Source organism: Erysipelotrichaceae bacterium 66202529 (assembly GCA_017161075.1).
In the GTDB taxonomy this organism is placed as follows: domain Bacteria; phylum Bacillota_I; class Bacilli_A; order Erysipelotrichales; family Erysipelotrichaceae; genus Clostridium_AQ.
This window is the reverse complement of the sequence record CP046174.1, coordinates 2,100,582-2,122,781: the sequence shown is the minus strand read 5'-3', so window position 1 is coordinate 2,122,781 and position 22,200 is coordinate 2,100,582. Positions and strand designations below refer to the sequence as shown.

Here is a 22,200-nt window from a genome sequence, read left to right as displayed (position 1 = left end):
TTTCCTTTCCCTAGAAGGAGGCAGGCACATACTTCAGCCCGCTGTCCTCGTCGTATCCAAACAAAAGATTCATATTTTGTATCGCCTGTCCGGCTGCCCCCTTGACCATATTATCGATTGCGGACACCAGAATCAAACGATTATTTCGTGTATCCATATGCAGCGATACATCACAGTAATTAGAATATTTAATATATTTCAGATCTGCCGTCTGTCCCAGCGGCAGAACACGGACAAAGTGTTCATCCTGATAGAACAGCTTGTACATCGTCCAAAGCTCCTCCAGATCTGCCTCATCCTGCAAATCCACATAGATCGTGGAAATGATACCGCGGTTGATTGGCAGCAGATGCGGCGTAAAGGTAATGCTTGCTTTATGACCACACAGTTCGGATAATGTCTGCTCGATTTCCGGTGTATGCCGGTGTGCTGCAACCTTATACGGTGCAAAGGCTTCATTGCAGCGTGCAAAATGCGTATTGTCGCTCAATCCCTTGCCGGCTCCTGTCGTCCCGGATTTCGCATCAATGATGATGTGCTGTTCATTCACCAGCCCCAGCTTCATAATAGGTGCCATGGCTAACGCGATGCTGGTTGGATAGCAGCCCGGATTTCCTATGATATCCGCCTGCTTGATCTGTTCACGGTACAGCTCCGGCAAACCATAGACCGCCAGCTCATGAAGCTTTTGGTCATGATAGTCCAGCTTGTACCATTCCTGATAATCAGCTTCCTCACGCAGCCGGAAATCAGCACCCAGATCGATAAACTTCACATGCGCATTATAGCATTTACGTGCCAGTGGTTCGCTCAGACCATGCGGCAGAGAAGCAAATACGATATCAGAAGCGGCAATCACCGCATCCTCATCACTGAAGGTCATATCACAAAGCTGATAAAAGCCGGGATACAGTTCACTGATGCTTTTTCCGGTATAGCTTTTGGAGCTGATGGCGCATAGCTGTGCATACGGATGCATCAACAGCAGCCGTACCAGCTCTGCACCGGCATATCCGCTGGCTCCGATTACTCCTGCCTTAATCTGTTTCATTTGTTTCCATCTCCTTCAGCTTTGCTTTCACAGCCGCTATATGAGCCGCAACGACTTCCGGTGCCGGGCCTCCGATCACCTTACGCTGCTTCACACAGGTATCCAGTGAAATGGCCTCGTATATGTCTTCTTCAAACAATGCACTATAGGCTTTGTATTCCTCCAGAGTCAGTGTCTCCAGTGTTTTTCCTTCATCCTGTGCATAGCTGACAAGCCTTCCCAGCACACGATAGGCGTCCCGGAAGGCCATCCCCTTTTTGGTCAGATAATCAGCACAGTCAGTCGCATTGATAAAGCCCTTCGCGGCGGCATTGCGCATCGCATCTTTGTGGACAGCTGCCGTTTGCAGCATCGGTGTAAAGGTCGTCAGACACAGCTGTACGGTGTGCAGTGCATCGAATACTGCCTCCTTATCCTCCTGCATATCCTTATTATAAGCAAGCGGGAGTCCCTTCATCATCGTTAAAAGGGTCTGCAGATTTCCAAAAACACGGCCACTCTTACCGCGAATTAGCTCTGCAACATCCGGATTTTTCTTCTGCGGCATTATACTGCTGCCGGTCGCAAAGGCATCATCCAGCTCCAGAAATTTGAATTCCCAGGAGCACCACAGGATGATCTCCTCGCTGAAGCGTGACAAATGCATCATGATCATGGACATATCCGAAGCGATTTCAATACAGAAATCACGGTCGCTGACACCATCCAGAGAATTCATGCTGATGCTGTCAAAATGCAGCTGCTCCTTTACAAAGCTTCGGTCGATTGGATAGGTTGTGGCAGCCAGAGCACCGCTTCCCAGGGGAAGCGTGCGAATGCGCTTCTGTGCTTCCTGCAGGCGCTGTAAATCCCGCAGAAACATTTCTGTATACGCCATCAGGTGATGGGCGAAGGTAATCGGCTGTGCACGCTGCAAATGCGTATAGCCGGGCATGATCGTTTCCGTATGCTCACTCGCCTTCTCACAGAGAACCGCAATCAGCTCCTTCAGCTGTGTACAAACTGTTTTCACCTCATCACTGCAATACATCCGTGTATCCAAAGCGACCTGGTCATTGCGCGAGCGCGCTGTATGCAGACGCTTTCCTGCATCACCGATCCGCTTTGTCAGCTCCCCCTCCATAAACATATGAATATCCTCTGCTGTTGGATCGATTACCAGTATGCCGGCTTCGATATCCCTGTGGATTTCATCCAGTCCCTGCTGGATTGCTGCACCGTCTGCCTGTGTTATGATGCCCTGCTTTGCCAGCATGGCAGCGTGCGCCTTTGAGCCTGCGATATCCTGTGCAACCATGAAATGGTCAATGGAAATACTGGAATTAAAATCATTCAGCCGCTGATCCGCTTCCTTTTTAAAACGTGCGTCCCATAAATTCATATGTCGTTTCCTCTCTTTTCTATTTTTTCACTTTCTCATCCATCATCGCCTTTACCTTAATTGGCAGTCCATACAGATTGATAAAGCCGGCAGAATCATTCTGATCATAGGAATCATCCTCTCCAAAGCTTGCAATCTGCTCAGAATATAAGGTATATGGCGAGGAAATGCTGGCCGGTGTCAGATTTCCCTTATACAGCTTGATTTTCACCTCACCGCTTACCGTTTCACTTGTCTTATCCACAAAGGCACTCAATGCCTCACGTAACGGTGTAAACCACTGCCCGTTATACAAAATCTCACCAAACTTAATGCCAACTCCCTGCTTGTAATGCATGGTTTCCTTATCCAGACAGATGGATTCCAGCCACTGATGTGCCTTATACAAAATCGTTCCACCCGGTGTTTCATACACCCCGCGGCTCTTCATTCCGACCAGACGGTTCTCTACCATATCGATGATACCGATGCCGTTTGTTCCACCGATTTCATTCAGCTTTGTAACCATGGCCTGTCCGCCCAGCTTTTCACCATTTAAGGCAGTTGGAATTCCCTTTTCAAAGGTCAGGGTAATATAGGTCGGTGTATCCGGTGCCTGCTCCGGCGTAACCCCCATCTCCAGAATATCATCGTACTGCGGCTCATTCATCGGATCCTCCAGATCCAGTCCCTCATGACTTAAATGCCACAGGTTCTTATCCTTGGAATAATTGGTTTCTCTGGAAATTTTCAGAGGAATGTTATGTGCTTCCGCATAATCTATTTCATCATCTCTAGATTTCAGCTCCCATGTTCTCCATGGCGCGATAATCGGCATATCCGGCGCAAATGCCTTGATTGCCAGCTCGAAGCGAACCTGATCATTCCCCTTACCGGTACAGCCGTGGCAGATGGCATCCGCACCCTCCTGCTTGGCGATTTCCACCAGCTTCTGTCCAATCAGCGGACGTGCAAAGGCGGTTCCCAGCAGATAGACATCCTCATACACTGCATTTGCCTTTAGACATGGATAAATATAATCCTCGACAAATTCATCCTTTAAATCCAGAATATACAGCTTGCTGGCACCGGTCTTGATTGCTTTTTCCTCCAGACCGTCCAGCTCCGTTCCCTGTCCGACATCGGCAGATACGGCAACAACCTCACAGTTGTTATAGTTTTCCTTCAGCCACGGGATGATGATGGAGGTATCCAGCCCTCCGGAATATGCGAGCACTACTTTTTTAATATCCTTTGTTTCCATGTTTTTCTCCTCTACTTTCTCTTGTTCTTTTCCTATACCTTCATTGTAACACTTTTTCAAATTTCATCATCAGTTTCATCGTCGTTTCACAAATTTTCTCATATTTCACCTCATGTACAAAAAAAGCGTCGTTCGATTTACTCGAAAGACGCTTGCACGCGGTACCACTTCCGTTGCTCTGCCAATGGCAGAACCCCTTATTTCATAACGCAGAAAGATCGCGTCCCGTGATACTTGATTCCCACAGGCTCTAGCAGGTGCGCTTCCTCATACCCTTCACAACAGCCTTCCACCAACGCTGTCTCGCTTTTGATTCACGGTATGACTACTCTCCTGCATCATCGATTTGTTGAATACATCATACTACTGTGAAACCGCAATGTCAACTATAAATTTCATAATTTTACATTATTTATCATTTCTTTCATTTTTATTACAATGCATTTTCTTTCATTTCCGCTTTCCCGCAAACAAGGCTTTGACATTCCCCCTGGAATACAGTAAAATTTACTTATATGTATGGTATGGAGGGATTCTTATGAACTTTATCTTTATTTCCCCGCATTTTCCGGAAAGCTACTGGCTGTTCTGTCAGGGATTGAAAAACAACGGTGTAAATGTACTGGCAATTGCGGACACTCCCTACAACTCGCTGAGTACGAATCTGAAAAATTCCATCAATGATTTCTATCAGGTTTCCAATTTGGAAAATTATGATGAAATGCTCAAAGCGGTGGCATGGTTCACCTACAAGCATGGTAAAATTGACTGGATCGAGTCGAACAATGAATACTGGCTGCGCCAGGATGCACGGCTGCGTAGAGATTTCCATGTGGTGAACGGGTTTCCCTGCGAGGCACTTGACAACTGTCAGAGCAAACACCGCATGAAGGAGTTTTTTGCGGCAGCAGGGTTACAGACAGCCCGCTGGCAGCTGGCAACCACATTGGAGGATGCACTGCATTTTATCGAACAGGTCGGCTATCCCATTGTCATGAAACCGGATATCGGTGTCGGCGCCAGTGACACACATAAGATCCGCAATGAGGAGGAGCTGCAAAACGCCTTTGCGGCCGGCTTTAAGGAAGCGATGATTATGGAGGAGTACATAAACGGAAGCTGCTTTTCCTTTGATGGCATCACCAATAGTAAAAAGGAGCTGCTGTTTGTGACCTCGCATCAGTATACGGACAGCATCATGGATGCCGTTAATGAGCAGAAAAACATCGGCTGTTATTCGTATAAGCATATCCCGGATGACATTATGGAAGCCGGAAAACGAACAGTAGAGGCCTTTGATACACGCAGCAGATTCTTTCACTTTGAGTTTTTCCGCCTAAATGAGGATCAGGCAGTCGGCAAAAAAGGTGACATCATCGGCTTAGAGGTCAACATGCGCCCGCCTGGCGGCTTTCTGCCAGATATGATCAATTATGCCAATGACAGCAATGTATATCAGCTATGGGCAGATATGATCGTCCATGATACGATTCATTACCAGCAGGAGCGCAAATATTCCTCCGGCTTTATCGGACGAAGAGACCGTTTGCAGTATGCACATACCACTCAGGATATACAGGATACCTATCGGGACAGTATTCTGATGATTCGCCGTCTGCCTGCAGCACTTGCAACAGCGATGGGTGATGAGGTCATTGTCGCACGCTTTCAAACAGAAGAGGAAATTCTGGATTTCTTCCGCTACGTTCAGGAATAAAAAAAGCTCTGACACACTAGCTGACAGAGCTTTCTTTTTATTGTACAGAGCTATTACAGCGCCTTCCTACAGGCAACCGCTTAAATGTCAGAACCCTGCACAGGAAATAACCCTTACATCTATCTGCACTTCCTCCTGCTTTACAATACTCAAACGGGTTCTTTACAGTGCTGCGCGCAGCACCCTTTCGATTTGATCAACGGAAGGAACACCCTCCAGCAGCTTTTCACCATCTACAAAATAGGTGGGAACATACCAGTAATCCAAAGAATCCGCAAGCTCCTTGTGTTCCTGTTCCTCAATTGTTTCAATATGAATATCCCGTAACTCGGGGTATGCTTCCTGCAGCTGCTTTACCATGGCAAATGCCGCCTTGCAATGCGGACAGCCCTTTAAATACATCATACGTACATGCTTCATAACGACCATCTCCTTTGTACTTACTATAACACAGCTTTCCCCAAAACCACAGCTATATGCTACCGCAATAGCATACTCAGTGCCAGCAGCAGCTGCGCCGTATAATACAGACTCAGATTACAGCGCGTCATAGCAGAGGTGTTTTTATCCCCAAACAGCATAAAGGCCAGAATGACATCACTGAGAACAAAGCACAGTGCCGCAATATTCAAAACACCGCCATACAGCCACCCGTCCTGCAGATGCCAGAGCGCACAGGCTTCCATAAAGAGAATGACAGAAGCATACAGGGTACTCGGTGCACGCATCCTTTTAAAATCAATGTGCTGCTTCTGCAAGAGTGCAATTACTACAACAGCCAGCACAAGGGAACCGATTGCAGTTATCACACCTATATTCCAAGGCATGGCATACAGCGTCATTGCATACGCCAGATGTCCAAACAGAAAGGCAGATAATCCACCAAGAAAAAAATAATCCTCATATCGCGGATAACAGAATGGCAGCGCAAGCAGTACATCACCTGCTGCACCAAGTACAAGACCTGCCAGCATGAATCCGCCATAGGATGTATTATTGCTTTGCATATACGCACAAAAGCCGACAAGCACAAAACACGCAGAGGATGCGCTTTTCCAGGCAAGCGATACAAATGGTGAGGCATGCTCCTTAAAAATATAATAGAGAACAACCGCCAGAAACAGTATACAAGTCATCCAGATCATAAGTCATCCTCCCTTCTTTCTCTCATTATAACAAACCTTAGCGCCATTTGACATTATTTTTGTGCTATAATACTGTGCATGAGGTGATGGTATGATTGAAAAAAGAGAGATTTATATCCCCTGCTTTCAGACGATGCGGATGCTGCACATTTATCTTCCGCAGGATTATGAGCAAGGGAATAAGCGATATCCTGTTTTATATATGTTTGACGGTCATAATCTATTCTATGATGAGGATGCGACCTTTGGCAAAAGCTGGGGCTTATCGCGCTGGTTGGATGAACAGGAAGCCTCGCTCATCGTTGTCGGCATCGAGTGCAATCATGAGGGCAACCGCCGTTTGGAGGAATTTTCCCCCTATGATTTCACGGATACACAGGTTGGATTTATCCATGGTCAGGGTAAGGAGCTCATGGAGTGGATGAGCACAGATTTGAAGCAGTGGATCAATCATACATACCGCACCCTGCCCCATAAACGCCATACCGCAATCGGGGGCAGCTCCATGGGCGGTCTGATGGCGTTGTATGCAATCGTACATCATGAGGATGTCTACAGCAAGGCTGCCATATTATCTCCCTTCATCTATTCTTTAAAGGAGGAGCTTCTTGCGGAAATAGAGGCCTGCACCAGCCTGCGCTCGCATCAGCTTTATATCTCCTGGGGAAGTGATGAATATCGCAGCAAACAGCAGCTCGCACTTGCCAGCGGCAGAATCCTTGCCATCATACGAAAGCTGCTGGATAAAGAGGCAGCAGTATACCCTAACCTTGTTTACAAGGGAAAACACAATGAAGCAAGCTGGGAGCAGGAGCTTGATACACTCATCCCCTGGCTGTTTCAAAAGCAAAGTACAAAATAAAAAGGCTTGTGCAAAAAGGAATAAGACAAACAGGCTTTTTGGATATCGTAGGCACTGGCTCACCTTATGAAGAAGATAAAAAACGTAAAAATATGATAAAAAGCTCTATGCTGTTGTTCCTGCGTTAGGTACAGGTATGATATAAAACGAAGAAATAAATTCCAATGCCTTTGGAAATCTTATTTCTTCTATTTTTTTTACAGCGCAATCACATATCCGTTATTGACGAAGAGCCTCTTTGCGATCAGGTGTATGTTCACTTCTTTTATATTTATAAATATATCCTTTTGCATTCTTGTTTATATCCCCATCATTCAAGCCTGACACTTTTCGTGCTTACGTTTGATCCTATTTAAAAGCAAGCTCATCCATTAAGCTGACTTTCTATTCTCTGAAAAGGCCAGAAAGGAAACGGCAGCACCACAGTATACGTGAATGTTACCATTTCCCTGTTTTTTTCAGTATGAGTTGAGTATGTGATAAAAAGCCGCTGTTCACAATGCAGATGTATGGCAGACAGAATGCATTTTAAAACATATGGCAGCGATCAGAATCAGAATGATGTTGTCCTGTGGATTCGTATTTCTGCATGGAAGCGATGCTTGCACAGTCGTACGCAGCCGCTTTCCAATACGCTTTTTCTTTCATTCTTCACTTTTGCTTCCTGCTCTCCTGTATACTTGGATATCAGAGGTTTTCAGGTCATACGTGTATTTCCATATGTTCATCAGTAAGCTGTATCTTTGATAGGAAGCATTACGGTATTAAGGTGATGTAATACGGCACGATATTTGCATACCTGCCATCCAATTGACGAAAGCCTTTGGGTATCATTCCCAATGCAGTAAAGCCAAGACTTTCATACAGATGACGGGCAGCAGTATTGCTTTCAACGACTGCATTGAATTGCAGGATGCGAAATCCGAGCGCCTTCGCTGTTTCCATACAATCCTCTACCAGCCTTCTGCCAAGCTGTTTCCCCCGCTGATTGGCATCCACCGCAAAGCTGGCATTGCAAATATGCGAACAGCGTCCTACATTGTTGGGATGCAAGATATACAAACCGCACACCGTGGTATCTTCAAGAATACAGACACGCGTTTTACTTTGTGCAGAAAAGAATGTTTCTGCCTCAGCCTCATCCAGCAACTCCTCCTGTGGAAAGGCCATCCCTTGCGCTACGATTGCATTCCAGATGGCACACATCTGCGGTAAATCCTGGTTCTGATAATCACGCAGCATCCTTCTTCTCCTTGGAAAGTATCAATTCCTCAAGAGTGCGCTTTGGCACATGGTGAACATCCTGTGCATCCCGATAATATGTGGTATCTCCCTGCTCATTCACATCCTCAATCACGATGGTTTCATCCGGCTTACCAAGTGCGACTACCAGCAGCGGACGGATATGCTCCTCCATATGCAAAGCCTCATGCAGCGCATCCTTTTGAAAGCTGCCAATCATGCAGCCGCCCAGTCCCATCTCAACAGCACGCAGCAGCATTGTCTGTGCAACGATCCCGACATCCCTCTGATATGCCTCTAATGCATTTGATATATGGGTATCCTGACAGATTATAACAAATGCCCTGGGACAATGATGCTTATACGGCACTTCCTTTTTTAATGCTCTAGCCCAGGCAGTCAGTGGCTGTATCTTATCTGTTTCTTCTCTTGTACAGGCCAGGTAATACTTTAATGCCTGCATATTGACGCTAGATGGTGTCAGTCTGGCACACGCCACCAGATCCTTCAACTCCTCCATCGTCACTTCTCTTGTTTCATCATATCCCCGATAGCTTCTGTTTTTCAATAACAAATCCTTTAACATAAACATCCCTCCTTGCTACTCATTATAGCACTGCTTCCACTCAACTCATAGCTCCTGGTTGTAAATTTGTGAAACACTCCTTCTGTTACGGACAATCAACAGGAAAATGGAAAGCATGGCAATGGATGCAAACAGCAGGGCCGTCATCGGATATGACAGGTACTGTGCAATCACACCGGCGCTAAATCTGGAGGCCATCATAATCAGGGCAACCAGTACCTGAAACAAAGCATTTACTCTGGCGCGCATATGCGAGGGGATATAGTTTTGTGTACTGGACTCCCGGATATTCAGGGAATTGATACCCAGAAACCCACAGGTGAAGCGATTGACAACCATCAGGGGATACGGAAGAAACAGAAAAGCCATATCCAGAGCTTCATAGATGGCATATACGCCAAGAGCTACCCGATAGCGTTTATGCGCAGGGATATGCAGCACATAATGCACAACACCGCCAACCATACGTCCCAGGGTATCTGCTGTTGTCAAAAAGGCATACATGGTTGTCGTAAGGATGAACGATGATTGAAACATCGCCATCGTTACCAGACTGATTCCCTCTGCGGATGCATTGGTTACCGCCATATAGCCGTAAATGGAACGGATCCCCTTTTCCTTTTTCAGATACCGGAATCCATAGAGCAAATCCTCCTTGTATTTCTGAAATGAGAATACACTGCTCCCCCCTTTTTCCCGATACCGGATATTCGCCTCAAACAGTGCCGCAAGAAGAAGCAGAACCCCCTCCATCATACAAATCCAGGCGATTCCAAGATATACATACAGCAGGGATGCTATCGGAGTGAATAGGGCTGTTACACTAGGATAGATCAGGGAGGATACCGAGTACCCCTTTTGCGCAAAGCCTGCAGGGATCAGATCCGGATACAAGGACGTATATGCCAGTGAATAAATCGCGCCGATGGATGCGGTGATCAAAGAGAACAGCAAATATCCGATATAGGAAAATCCATTCAAAAACAGAAATACAGCAAACAGCAGATACAGAATCCCATTTCCTCCATCCAGCAAAACAATCAGACGCTTTCTGTTGCCTCCATCGACAAGCGGAGCGGCCAGGATAGGAATGAGAATCGTAGGCAGCAGGGAGATAGCAGAGAAAACACCGGTCATAAAGGTAGATGCAGTGTAATCAAACACCACCAGAGATAACGCAAAATTCATCGCAGTGGAGCCGACAGCACTGATCAGCGTGCCAACTGTTATAATCGTAAAATCATGTGTCCATAAAGTCTTTTTCATATACATCCCCTCCTGCAAACAGTATACTGTATCTATTCAAACAAAAAAATCCCCTGTATTTGGGAAAATCACCCAACAAATACAGGGTTTAAGTGTCATAATGTATCTATTTCAGGAAAATGCTGTTCCTCCATCAGCTGCAGTGCCTCCTTGTAGCGCCGCTTCCTTTTCAAAGCATCAATGAGATAGGGCAAATGAAACTGCCGTAAGCCGTGAAAATATTGGCTGCTGGCACAGAGATGCTGTAGACAGTCGATATAAGCATCCTCATCTACTGCCTGTTCATAGCGGTATTTTACAAATCTTAGAATTTCTTCACCATTCGCAAATGGGTGCTCCTGCAGCTGGTTTTCCATCTCTTTCACATAACGCTGTCCCTCTTCCCTTCTTTGAAGCTGCTCATATACAAGTGCCAGCTTATGACAGCATAGAAAGGTATCATTCAGAACAGCATAAGCCTTTAACAGCAGTGGCAGTGCCTTTTCATATGCGTTCCACTGCTGATAGGTCGAGCCGATATTATACCATACATAGGCCTGCATCTGCTTATTATGGGAGCTGCGGCACAAATGCTCACAGCGTTCATAATATTTCAGCATGACCCCTTCCGCATGCATGCCGGAATAACAGTTTGCAATATGCATGGATGCATCGATCATACAAGGGAGAAAGCCTTCCTCACACGCCAGATCATAGGCCTTCACATGATGATACAGAGCCTGGGAATAATCACCGAGTCTGGCATATGCAATGCCCTTTTCCTGATACACAATGCTGTAATCTCCGTATTTCTGTGCCTCCTGCAGTTCAGCAAGCATATGTACAAATGCATCCTTTTCTTTCGATGCATACTGCTGCCGGGCACAGAGAAAGTGATATAGGAAGCGTTGTTCATTATTCATATAGTCCAGAAAGACCGCCAGCTCCTGCAGCAGCTTTTCCGCTTCCTGCTTCTCATATAGCGCTTTGAGCAGCAGGGCATCCACACACAGGGGAGAATGCAGCAATTCTTCCATATGCTCCCGCAGCTCACAAGCATCACATCGTTCCTCATAAAACCAGCTCTCTGCCAGCTCCTGCAGCATCCCCCTTGCCTGTGCAATCCAGAGTCCATCTGCTTGAAAGCTAATGCCCAGTGCCTGAAACAAGGCTTGATAAATTTCATCCGCTGCCACTACCCTGCCCTGTTCGATTTTACTCAGATAGGATACTGCACAGATGCCATGGCACAATCCCTCCTGTGAAAAATTTTTCTGCAGGCGGTAATAGCGAATCAGAAAACCACGCAAGTCCTTCATAATTGCCTCCCCTCTCTTACTACACTTGAATACAAATATTGTGTGAATGTTATTTCAAATTTATTGATTTACTATATTTTTAGTATTCGCACACGTCCTCATATCCACCCAAAATGATACAGAGCTTCACGAATGCCATCTTCCGCTGCACAGGCTGTCACATAATCCGCCTCCTGCTTCAGTTCCGCAACAGCGTTCCCCATCGCAATCGAAAATGCTGCCTGCTGAAACATCTTTACATCATTTAAGCCATCCCCGAATACCACTACATCCTGCAGATTTCCCCGCCAATGACGCATCATCGTTTCGATACCGTGAAATTTATCATCCGGCTCCACAACTACATAGGTTTCGTGATAGCGCATGGGAACCAGACTGTGATAATCGCGGATCATCGTTTCCTCCCCCGGCTTCAGGGCAATCAGTATACGATGAATCTCAGGAATTTTTGTATAATTCAGATTGGGCAGAATTTTCAGTGTACCGCGAAATATGCAGGGCTGTACAGCCTCCAGAAAGCCCTCCTCATGAGAATAAAAGGCAAAGGTATCATCGCAGGAAACACAAAACGGTATATGCGCAGCTCTGCATTCCTGTATGACGTGCAGGCAGTCCTTTTTATCAAGACCACGGGATTCCAGACAGATATCCTGCTCATAGCAGGCATACCCTCCATTGCATACCATACAATCTATGCCAACCAGCTCCGCCATAGGCTTGGCTTTTTCATACGGCCGTCCAGTTGCGATTGCGACCTGATGGCCGTTTTCCTTCAAACGCTGAATTGCTGTTACGGCACTATCCGGAATACCGCCATAGAAATCCGATCCATCCGTTAACGTTCCGTCAATATCAAAAAAGAAATATTTTTGTTTCATAAGCCGCTCCTCTATTAGTTATAGGATACCGCAGGATTTACAAGTTTACAACGTTTTTCTTGCATGGCGAAGGGAAATTCACTATAATTGAGCCAGAGACAAGGAGGCCGTCTATGTTTGATCGATCCATTCATTCCTATTCTGTATATGCAAAGGACAGACGTATCATCGCCATCAGTGATATTCACGGCAACCTGCCGGTGTTGAAAAAGCTGCTGAAAAAGATTGCCTTCACAACGGCAAAGGATGAATTATTTCTTGTTGGTGATCTGCTTGAAAAAGGGCCGTACAATCTGGAAACCCTACATTATATCATGAAGCTATCAAACAGTCCCCACGTACATCCGATGATTGGAAACTGTGATGTAGTCTGTCGCAATGTGCTGCATGACACACGACTGGAATTTCTGCGTGAAATTCTTCTCGAACGAAAAAACAGCGTCATTCACGAAATGGCACAGCGCATCGGAATGAGTATTCATAAGGACACTGATATGAAGCTTCTCAGTGAACGCATTCGTAATGTATTTCTCAGGGAATTGACGTTTATCGACAGCCTTCCCCATGTGATTGAAACCGAGCGCTTTATATTCGCACATGCCGGGATTCGGGATGAAGCCTCCTATGGCAGAGATATGCGTGATATCATGGTACAGGATTTATTTATGAAAGAGGATGTACACTTCCATAAATATGTTGTTGTCGGTCATCTTCCTGTCAGCGAATACAGAAAGCAGATTTGCTGCTTCAACCCTATCATAGATGCTCATAGACACATCATATCCATTGACGGGGGGAATGAGGTAAAAGCCGCCGGTCAACTGAATGCCCTGCTTTATGAACGCGGACGGTTTCAGTTCGCCTGCAGTGATCATTTAAGAAAAGCACGCATCCTACGAGATATCCTTCCCTTAAATACCTCCCCTTTTTTCATAACCTGGCATGAGGGAAGAGTTCGTGTCCTTCAGGAAACGGATACGGCCTGCTTCTGCCAGCACGAGGCCAGTGGAAGAACCTTCTGGATTGCTAAGAAATTCCTGTTTTATAAAGGCAACGAGCTTCACGCATGTGACTTTACCAACTATCATATTCCTGCAAAAGCCGGAGATTTTGTCAAGGTTGTTTCTCTGAACGGTGATATGGCTCTTGTGAAACGCCAGGGACTCATGGGCTGGATTCCACGTGATGCCTTCACATTTCTCCATCCGAATCAGGAATGTACAGCTTTGAAAGTCTGAGACTTGAGCATAAAAAGAAAAGCTTATCGAGCACTGCAAATTCTGTTTTGCAAAGTGCAGGATAAGCTTTTTTGTTCTATATCTTTCGCAGCCGATTGCTCACCACGTTGAGATGTGCAATAAAGCGGTCCACTTCCTCCTCCCTTGTTGCCCATGAGGTCACAAAGCGCATCGCAGTATGCTCTTCATCCATCACTTCCCATACCTGAAATGCATAGTCCTTTTGTAATTCCTCAATCAGCACATTAGATAGTATCGGAAAAATCTGATTGGTGGTCGTTTTTATAAAGAGTGGTATATGCAATGCTTCCATCGCCTCCTGCATTCGCTGTGCCATCCGGTTCGCATGCGCTGCAATTTCCAGATACCGGTTTCCCTCAAACAGCACGGCAAACTGCGCACCCAGCAGCCAGCCCTTGGCAAGCATTCCGCCACGCTGCTTAATCATATACCGAAAGTCTTTTTTTAATTCCTCCCGGACAATGACAACCGCTTCTCCAAACAATGCACCGTTTTTGGTACCGCCAAGGTAAAAAACATCACAATAGCGACACAGGTCCGCATAGTCCAGATCATTGTCGGCTGCTGCAAGCGCCGCTCCCATACGGGCACCATCCATGAACAGATAAAGGTTTAGCTCCCTGCATACGGCTGCAATTTCCTTCAGCTCCTCTTTATGATAAATCGTTCCGATTTCCGTCGCATTGGATATATACACCATGGCCGGCTTTACCATATGCTCATCCTCATGACGCAGCACCGTTTTCCGGATTCCCTCCGGTGTAATTTTTCCATCAATGCCCTCTGCTATCAGCACCTTGTGGCCGCTCGCTTCCACAGCACCTGTTTCATGGACATTGATATGCCCGCTGTCTACGGCAATCACTGCCTCATACGGACGCAGAGCGGAAGCAATTACGGTCAGATTTGCCTGGGTTCCACCGACCAGAAAATGAATGTCACAATGCTCACACTGCAGCTTTTCCCGCAGCAGCTTTTTTGCCTGCTCGCAAAGTGTATCCTCTCCATAACCAATATTCTGTTTTTGATTCATTTCCTGCAGACACTCCAAAATCTGCGGATGTGCCCCTTCACTGTAATCATTACGAAAGCTGTACATATTCATTCCTCATTTCTTTTCACCCTATCATTATAATACAGCAAGAGCGAAAAGGAAACGAAAAGGCGGCCGGAAACTCTTTGTCCGCTACCGCCTATCGTTTGCCCTGTATTGCCTGTGATTATTTCTACTACCATTGAGACTTTTACATGCTAATGCTACTCACTACAAGTTACCTTATCATTTCCAACACAATGCTATGCCAGACAATACATGGCTGAGACAGCTTCCGAAACAATCTCCAGGACCAACGGTCTCCACTGTTTCCTTCCGCAATCTCTATATCATCACTTTCATCAAGTGTGATAATCCTTGCTACACCTTTATTATATAAATACCACTAGAAATGTAAAGCGTTTTGGAATTATGTGCGCAAAAATGGAAAAATGGGATGCTTCCATCCCATTTCTTCTATATGCTATACAATTATGCTTTTAATCCCATCAGCTCATCACGGAACAGACGTTCATCCATTGTTTTCAGATGCTCTGCGACAGCAGGCTTAAATTCCATCTGCCCCAGTACATCCTGTTCCAAATCAACACCCGGAGCGATTTCTGTCAGTGTCAGTTTACCGTCCAGCAGCTCGAACACTGCACGCTCTGTTACATACAGAACCTTTTGTCCGGTTTCCGTTGCAAATTCTGCAGAGAAGGTGATCTGTTCAACTTCCTTCTTGAACTTTTTAATTCTTCCTTCCTGTAAAATATGCAGCTTTCCATCCCTGACTTCCACCTTCAGACCACCTGCGGTAAAGGTTCCGCAGTACACAACGACCGGTGAGGTCTGTGTAATATTGATAAAGCCTCCGCAGCCGGCAATCTTTGGCCCGAAACGGCTGACATTGATATTACCGGAGCAGTCGCATTCGGCAAGTCCGAGGAACGCCTGATCCAATCCGCCGCCGTCATAGAAGTCAAACTGATATGGCTGGTCGATAATTGCATCCGGATTTGTACAGGTACCAAACGCAGTCCCTGCATTCGGAACACCGCCGATACCGCCGGCTTCCACTGTCAGCTTTAATCCTGGCAAGCCTTCTTCGTTTGCCACGTTAGCAATTCCCTCCGGCATACCGATACCAAGATTGATAATTGCAGCAGGATCAAGCTCCATCGCAGCACGACGGCAGATCACCTTGCGCTCATTCAGCTTCATTGGAGCAATGGAATTAACCGGAACCTTTACTTCCCCGCTCAATGCAGGATCATACGGATTCGCATATGTCTGCCAGTGATTTTCCGGACGTGCGACAACAATGCCATCAACATAGATACCAGGTATTTTTACTTTTCTTGGATCCAGGGTACCGTTCTGTACCACCTTTTCCACCTGCAGCAATACGATACCGCCGGAATTTTTCGCAGCCTGGGCAATGGAGAGAGAATCCAGTGTAGCGGCTTCCTTCTCCATTGTTGCGTTACCATCCTCATCGCAATACGTAGCACGAATCAGCGCCACGTTTAGCGGGAAGGATTTATAGCGCAGCCACTCCTCGCCATCGATGTGCATCAGCTCTACCAAATCTTCCTTGGAGCGCTCATTCATCTTAGCACCCTCAATACGCGGATCGACAAAGGTTTTCAGACCAACCTTTGTAATCGTTCCTGGCCGATGTCCTGCAATATCACGGAACATCAGGGAAATGGTACCGAGAGGAAGATTGTAGCCCTCTACCTTGTTTTCAAATACCAGCTTTTGCAGCTTTGGAATCAGACCCCAGTGACCGCCGATAATACGCTTCAGCAGCCCCTCATGTCCCAGCTTATTCAGACCGAGACGGTCAGTTCCATCTCCGATCCCCGCAGAAAACATGATGGTCAGATCCTTTGGATGTCCGCTCTTGAGAAAGGATTCCTCGATACCTACAGAAAATTCCTGCGGATGACCGGATCCGATAAAACCGCCAATTCCTATTGCAGCACCATCCGGAATCATGGATACTGCCTGTTCAATACTTATTACTTTACTCAAATCGATTACCTCCTTTGTATTATTTCCTGCTTTCAGTGTACCATAAGTGAAAGCGTTTACGGAAATAATAAGCCCAAGAATCCATCTTGCTTATTTGTTAGAGAATTTTTTATCCTTTGTTTTTTCCAGGAAGCATGTCATACCATAGGTCTGATCCTCCGTAGCGAAGCAGTTGGAGAATTCTTCCACCTCGATTGCAATACCGCCGTCGATATCTGTCTGCAGTCCGTTGTTGATAGCTTTTTTCGAATATGCTACTGCAAGCGGTGCATTTTTCGCAATACCGTTTGCCATTTTCATAACTGCTGCCATCAGCTCATCTGCAGGAACAACACTGTTTACCAAGCCGATTGCATAAGCGCGGTCTGCCTTGATATTTCTTGCTGTATAGATCATTTCCTTCGCAATGCCTGTACCTACAAGACGAGCCAGACGCTGGGTTCCACCAAAGCCTGGCGTAATTCCCAAGCCTACCTCTGGCTGTCCGAAAACAGCATTTTCACTTGCCACACGAATATCGCAGCTCATTGCCAGCTCGCAGCCTCCACCTAATGCAAAGCCGTTTACTGCAGCGATAACCGGACAGCGGAAGGTCTCAATTTTACGGAATACTTCATTACCGAATTTTCCATAGGTAGCAGCCTCTTCCACGCTCTTATCCTTCATTTCTGCAATATCTGCACCTGCAACAAAGGATTTTTCTCCAGCTCCAGTAATTACCAGTGCATAGACATCCTTGTTCGCTGCAACCTCATCCAGTGCCTGGTTCAGCTCTGTTAACACCTGTGTGCTTAATGCATTTAGTGCTTTTGGACGGTTGATTGTAATCGTTGCTACATGTCCTTCATAGTTTACTAAAATAGTTTCCATTGTATTCATCTTCCTTTCCGTTTTTAAAAAGTGAATCCACAATTTCAATGGGTTTCATGTGAAATTACAGATTCACTCGTCATATTTTCTATGCGTGAATTATTTAGCGTAGTCGTAGAAGCCAACACCGGATTTCTGACCCAGCTTACCACCGCGAACCATTTTGCGGATCAGTGTACAGCAACGGTATTTAGAGTCCTTAGTTTCATTGTAAAGAACATCCATGATTGCCTCAACGATATCCAGACCGATCAGATCGCCCAATGCCAGAGGCCCCATCGGATGGTTGGCACCCAGCTTCATTGCTGTGTCAATATCCTCAACAGAAGCAATTCCTTCCTGCAGGATGAATGCAGCCTCGTTGATCATAGGAACCAAGATACGGTTTACTACAAATCCAGGACCTTCTGCAACCTCAACCGGAGTCTTTCCTAAGGATTTAGAGATTTCCAGAATTGCTTCCTTCGTTTCAACAGGTGTGTTGATTCCGGAAATAACCTCAACCAGCTTCATACGGTCAGCCGGATTGAAGAAATGCATACCGATCACATTGTGTTTGATTCCGGTAGCGATTTCTGTAATGGATAAAGAAGATGTGTTAGATCCAAAGATACAGGAATCCTTACAGATTTCATCCAATGTTGTAAACAGCTCTTTTTTAACTTCCATTTTTTCAAGAACAGCCTCTACGATCAAATCGCAGTCAGCTAAATCCTTGTATTCTCCAGCCTTCAGGTTACCCTTTACTTCAGCAGCCTTGTCAGCAGTCATTTTTTCTCTGGAAACCAGCTTGTCCAGTTTTTTTGCGATTTTGTCAATTCCGCCCTGTGCCCATTCAATTTTAATGTCACATACGGTTACATCATAACCATTGGAAGCAAATGCATTTGCAATACCCTGGCCCATTGTTCCGGCACCAATTACACCAACTTTTTTCATAGATTTATCTCCTTTACTTTTTCTTTTTATATACCAAGAGGGGCAGTTTCCCACCCTCTTGTATATTCATGTTATTATCCTTTTTTTGCAGCGATGATTTCATCCTTCAGCAGAGGAAGAACTTCCTTTACATCACCGATGAAGCCCATATTTGCAATGCTGAAGATTTCAGCCTGCGGATCGCGGTTGATCGCGATGATCATATCGGATTTTTCCATACCGGCAACATGCTGGCAGGCACCGGAAATACCGCATGCGATGTACAGACTCGGACGTACAGTTTTACCAGTCTGTCCTACCTGAATTGCCTTGTCAGCAAATCCATCATCAATTACTGCACGGGATGCGCACATTTCGCCGCCCAGCTCTTCAGCAACAGCCTGCACCATATCCAGGCAGTCCTCAGCACCACGGCCTGCACCTACCAGGATTTCAGCCTTTGTGATGTCAACACCTTCCACAACCTTAGCGATGACTTCCTTAACGATTACCTTTGGATCAGTATCTGTCCATGCCGGAGCAAATTCGATAACTTCTCCTGTTCTGGAAGCATCAACAGCATCCATGGAGAATACATTTGGACGAATTGTAGCCATCTGTGGACGAGTATCCGGGCATACGATCGTACCAAACAGGTTTCCACCGAAGGTAGGACGAGTAACCAGCAGCAGTGCTTCTCCGTCCTTTGCTTTTTCCTGATCGATTTCAATCTTAGTAGCATCTGCAGTCAGACCTGCATTCAGACGTGCAGCAACACGTGGTGCAAGGTCACGACCAAGCACAGTAGCTCCTGTCAGGAAGCTGTCCGGCTTGAAGTTGTTGATAACCTGTGTCAGGGCATCCGCATAGAACTGAGTGGAATATCCTTCCAGCAGCGCATCGTCCACAACGATTACCTTATCAGCACCGTGAGCGATCACATCGTTTGCCTTATCTTTGATGTTGTGTCCAAGCAGTACGCCGACAACCTGGAAGTTCATCTGAGGAATGGATGCAACCAGTTTTCTAGCTTCGGAAATCAGCTCGTATCCAACGTTGGCAACTTCGCCGTTTTTTTGTTCTACGAATACGTAAATGTCTTTATATCCTTCAAATTTAGCCATTGTTCCTTCTCCTCCTATTTCGTAATGATCTGCTTGTCTTTCAGTGTCTTTGCAATCAGTTTGGCAGCTTCTGCAGCCGGCAGATCGAATGTTTCTGTTTCAGCAGATACTTCTTTGGTGAATGTAGCGTGAACCTTTGTCGGAGAACCTGCAAGACCAACGATGCTCTCATCGATTCCCAGATCATCAAATGTCATAACTTTCACTTCTTTTGAGAAGGAGTCAACGATATCGTTACAGTTCATGTAACGTGGCTCGTTCATTCCACTTAAGGTAGTCAGAACGCAAGGCAGCTTTGCCTCGATGATTTCTTCACTGTCTTCCAGTGATTTTCTAACAGTAACAGCAGTATCACTAAGTTCAATAATGTCGTCTACATAGGTAACCTGCGGAATTCCCAGACGTTCAGCAGTCTGCGGACCAACCTGTGCAGTATCCCCATCAATTGCCTGACGTCCTGCAATGATCAGGTCATAGCCTGTCTTGTTCAATGCAGCAGCCAGTGTACTGGAGGTTGCGCATGTATCTGCACCTGCAAATTTGCGGTCCGTGATCAGGATACATTCGTCAACTCCACGAGCGTATAATTCTTTCAGCATTCCCGTAGCCTGAGGAGGCCCCATAGAAATGATAGTAACAGTTGCCCCGTATTTTTCTTTCAGCTGCAGCGCAGCTTCCACACCAGCCAGATCATCTGGATTGATGATACTAGGAACTCCGGCACGAATCAATGTACCAGTAACTTTGTCAACACGGATTTCAGTAGAATCCGGTACCTGTTTTACAAGAACGATAATTTTCATAATCTTCGTATCCTTTCTTTTCTCTCTGTATTACTTCAGCATTGCGCCACTGATAACCATACGCTGTACTTCGGAAGTACCCTCATAGATTTCAGTGATCTTCGCATCACGGAACATTCTTTCAACTGGATAGTCACGAGTATAACCGTATCCACCCATCAGCTGAATCGCCTTGGTTGTAACCTCCATAGCGACCTCTGCTGCAAACAGCTTTGCCTTCGCAGCTTCCACAGAGTAAGGAAGACCCTTTTCTTTCTTCATTGCTGCATCGTATACCAGCCATCTAGCTGCATCTGTTTTTACCTGCATATCAGCCAGCTGGAACTGTGTGTTCTGGAATTTTGCAATAGAACGTCCAAACTGCTTACGAGCCTTTACATAAGGAACAGTTTCATCGATTGCACCCTGTGCAATACCAAGTGCCTGTGCAGCGATACCGATACGTCCGCCATCCAGTGTCATCATGGCAATCTTGAAGCCTTTTCCTTCCTGACCAAGCAGGTGCTCCTTGCCTAAGCGTACATTGTTGAAAATCAGCTCACTGGTAGCACTACCGCGGATACCCAGCTTCTTCTCATGCTGACCAACGGTGAACCCTGGCATTCCCTTCTCTACGATAAATGCAGAGATACCATGTGTTCCCTTTGTCTTGTCTGTCATTGCGAAGATTACATATACATCAGCTTCACCAGCATTGGTGATAAAAATCTTCGTACCATTCAGGATGTAGCCGTCTCCGTCTTTGACTGCAGTGGTCTGCTGTCCGGCAGCATCTGTACCAGCATTTGGCTCTGTTAAGCCGAAAGCAGCCAGCTTCTTACCTGTACATAAGTCAGGCAAATATTTGTTTTTCTGTTCTTCTGTACCGAAGTGCTCGATTGGCCATGTACCAAGAGATGTGTGGGCAGATAATACAACACCTGTTGTACCGCATTTCTTGCTCAGCTCTTCCACTGCCAGAATATAGCTCAGGTAGTCAGCCCCTGCTCCACCGTATTCTCTGCTGAACGGAATCCCCATCATTTTGCAGGCTTTCATTTTTTCGACGTTTTCTCTAGGGAAACGTTCCTCTTCGTCTACTTCTGCTGCAAGAGGTTTTACTTCTTTTTCAGCAAACTCAGCGAAAAGTTTCTTCATCATCTGTTGTTGTTCTGTTAACATGAAGTCCATAAGTGATCTCCTCTCCTTGATTTACTTGAACTTAGGATTGCTTGCATGCGCCTATATAAATATAGTATAAGCAGCGTATTCTTCGTGTTGTCGAGAATACATAATCCATCTACATTTTAGACCTCTTTTTTATTCTCGTCAATATGTTTGTTAAAGTTTTAACAAGTTTTTGTTACAAAATTAACAAGTTGACATTTGTTCCGAATATATTTCTACATTCGCATTTGTTAATTTTTTAACAAGTTTCTTGACAAACGTTTTTTCTTCCGTTACCATAGCCTTGTCAAAGGGTTCTCTTCCCCTTCCCCAAGAAA

Annotated in this window: 20 protein-coding genes; 3 read left to right on the top strand and 17 right to left on the bottom strand. The window is 45.8% G+C overall.

What is annotated here, in order from left to right; translation table 11 throughout:
• Positions 1–10 precede the first annotated feature (10 nt).
• From GKZ87_10080 to GKZ87_10070, 3 genes are read right to left on the bottom strand one after another with little or no spacing between them, the layout of a single operon-like run.
• The gene (locus GKZ87_10080) at positions 11–1,051 is read right to left on the bottom strand and encodes an N-acetyl-gamma-glutamyl-phosphate reductase (GenBank protein ID QSI25797.1); all 1,041 of its coding nucleotides are present in this window, start codon (positions 1,049–1,051) and stop codon (positions 11–13) included.
• On the bottom strand, positions 1,038–2,432 hold the full coding sequence (gene argH / locus GKZ87_10075; GenBank protein QSI25796.1) for an argininosuccinate lyase: 1,395 nt from the start codon (positions 2,430–2,432) through the stop codon (positions 1,038–1,040). Before argH ends, GKZ87_10080 begins: the two co-directional genes overlap by 14 nt.
• Before the next feature lie 19 nt (positions 2,433–2,451).
• Positions 2,452–3,675 carry an argininosuccinate synthase gene (locus GKZ87_10070; GenBank protein ID QSI25795.1) on the bottom strand — a complete coding sequence of 408 codons (1,224 nt, stop codon included), beginning with the start codon at positions 3,673–3,675 and terminating at the stop codon, positions 2,452–2,454.
• A 538-nt stretch (positions 3,676–4,213) separates the two neighbouring features.
• Between GKZ87_10070 and GKZ87_10065 the strand changes: the two genes are divergently transcribed.
• Positions 4,214–5,392: an ATP-grasp domain-containing protein gene (locus tag GKZ87_10065; protein QSI25794.1), complete on the top strand. Its 1,179-nt coding sequence runs from the start codon at positions 4,214–4,216 to the stop codon at positions 5,390–5,392.
• Between the two features lie 162 nt (positions 5,393–5,554).
• Here GKZ87_10065 and GKZ87_10060 read toward each other — a convergent pair whose 3' ends face one another.
• Both GKZ87_10060 and GKZ87_10055 read right to left on the bottom strand, forming a co-directional pair.
• Positions 5,555–5,812: a thiol reductase thioredoxin gene (locus GKZ87_10060; GenBank protein ID QSI25793.1), complete on the bottom strand. Its 258-nt coding sequence runs from the start codon at positions 5,810–5,812 to the stop codon at positions 5,555–5,557.
• Positions 5,813–5,871: 59 nt separating this feature from the next.
• Positions 5,872–6,537 (bottom strand): lysoplasmalogenase, encoded by a 666-nt coding sequence (locus GKZ87_10055; GenBank protein ID QSI25792.1) that lies wholly within the window; start codon positions 6,535–6,537, stop codon positions 5,872–5,874.
• A 91-nt stretch (positions 6,538–6,628) separates the two neighbouring features.
• On the opposite strand from GKZ87_10055, the gene GKZ87_10050 reads away from it, so the two are divergent.
• Positions 6,629–7,399 (top strand): alpha/beta hydrolase, encoded by a 771-nt coding sequence (locus GKZ87_10050; GenBank protein QSI25791.1) that lies wholly within the window; start codon positions 6,629–6,631, stop codon positions 7,397–7,399.
• 756 nt (positions 7,400–8,155) lie between these two features.
• On the opposite strand, the gene GKZ87_10045 is transcribed toward GKZ87_10050, so the two are convergent.
• From GKZ87_10045 to GKZ87_10025, 5 genes are all read right to left on the bottom strand, one after another.
• Positions 8,156–8,641, bottom strand: coding sequence for a GNAT family N-acetyltransferase (locus GKZ87_10045; GenBank protein QSI25790.1), 486 nt, complete (start codon positions 8,639–8,641; stop codon positions 8,156–8,158).
• Positions 8,631–9,227, bottom strand: a complete 597-nt coding sequence (locus tag GKZ87_10040) for a nitroreductase (GenBank protein ID QSI25789.1) — start codon at positions 9,225–9,227, stop codon at positions 8,631–8,633. Before GKZ87_10040 ends, GKZ87_10045 begins: the two co-directional genes overlap by 11 nt.
• A 45-nt stretch (positions 9,228–9,272) precedes the next feature.
• Positions 9,273–10,493: an MFS transporter gene (locus GKZ87_10035; GenBank protein ID QSI25788.1), complete on the bottom strand. Its 1,221-nt coding sequence runs from the start codon at positions 10,491–10,493 to the stop codon at positions 9,273–9,275.
• 169 nt (positions 10,494–10,662) lie between these two features.
• Positions 10,663–10,764: a hypothetical protein gene (locus GKZ87_10030; protein ID QSI27937.1), complete on the bottom strand. Its 102-nt coding sequence runs from the start codon at positions 10,762–10,764 to the stop codon at positions 10,663–10,665.
• Between the two features lie 1,125 nt (positions 10,765–11,889).
• Entirely contained in the window at positions 11,890–12,669 is a 780-nt protein-coding gene (locus GKZ87_10025; protein ID QSI25787.1) for an HAD hydrolase family protein, read from the bottom strand.
• Between the two features lie 113 nt (positions 12,670–12,782).
• Here GKZ87_10025 and GKZ87_10020 point away from each other — a divergent pair, with 113 nt between their 5' ends.
• Positions 12,783–13,907 (top strand): serine/threonine protein phosphatase, encoded by a 1,125-nt coding sequence (locus tag GKZ87_10020; GenBank protein QSI25786.1) that lies wholly within the window; start codon positions 12,783–12,785, stop codon positions 13,905–13,907.
• Positions 13,908–13,983: 76 nt separating this feature from the next.
• On the opposite strand, the gene GKZ87_10015 is transcribed toward GKZ87_10020, so the two are convergent.
• The 7 genes from GKZ87_10015 to GKZ87_09985 form a co-directional block, all read right to left on the bottom strand.
• Entirely contained in the window at positions 13,984–15,027 is a 1,044-nt protein-coding gene (locus GKZ87_10015; protein QSI25785.1) for an aminotransferase class V-fold PLP-dependent enzyme, read from the bottom strand.
• Between the two features lie 426 nt (positions 15,028–15,453).
• Positions 15,454–17,001, bottom strand: a complete 1,548-nt coding sequence (locus GKZ87_10010) for an acyl CoA:acetate/3-ketoacid CoA transferase (GenBank protein ID QSI25784.1) — start codon at positions 16,999–17,001, stop codon at positions 15,454–15,456.
• Between the two features lie 90 nt (positions 17,002–17,091).
• A complete protein-coding gene (locus tag GKZ87_10005) occupies positions 17,092–17,871 on the bottom strand; it encodes a short-chain-enoyl-CoA hydratase (GenBank protein QSI25783.1) in 780 nt (259 codons plus the stop codon).
• Between the two features lie 99 nt (positions 17,872–17,970).
• Complete coding sequence (locus tag GKZ87_10000) at positions 17,971–18,810, bottom strand: 3-hydroxybutyryl-CoA dehydrogenase (protein ID QSI25782.1); 840 nt, start codon at positions 18,808–18,810, stop codon at positions 17,971–17,973.
• 74 nt (positions 18,811–18,884) lie between these two features.
• On the bottom strand, positions 18,885–19,913 hold the full coding sequence (locus GKZ87_09995) for an electron transfer flavoprotein subunit alpha/FixB family protein (GenBank protein QSI25781.1): 1,029 nt from the start codon (positions 19,911–19,913) through the stop codon (positions 18,885–18,887).
• 14 nt (positions 19,914–19,927) lie between these two features.
• The gene (locus tag GKZ87_09990; protein ID QSI25780.1) at positions 19,928–20,716 is read right to left on the bottom strand and encodes an electron transfer flavoprotein subunit beta; all 789 of its coding nucleotides are present in this window, start codon (positions 20,714–20,716) and stop codon (positions 19,928–19,930) included.
• A gap of 30 nt (positions 20,717–20,746) precedes the next feature.
• Positions 20,747–21,886 carry an acyl-CoA dehydrogenase gene (locus tag GKZ87_09985; GenBank protein ID QSI25779.1) on the bottom strand — a complete coding sequence of 380 codons (1,140 nt, stop codon included), beginning with the start codon at positions 21,884–21,886 and terminating at the stop codon, positions 20,747–20,749.
• Positions 21,887–22,200 lie beyond the last annotated feature (314 nt).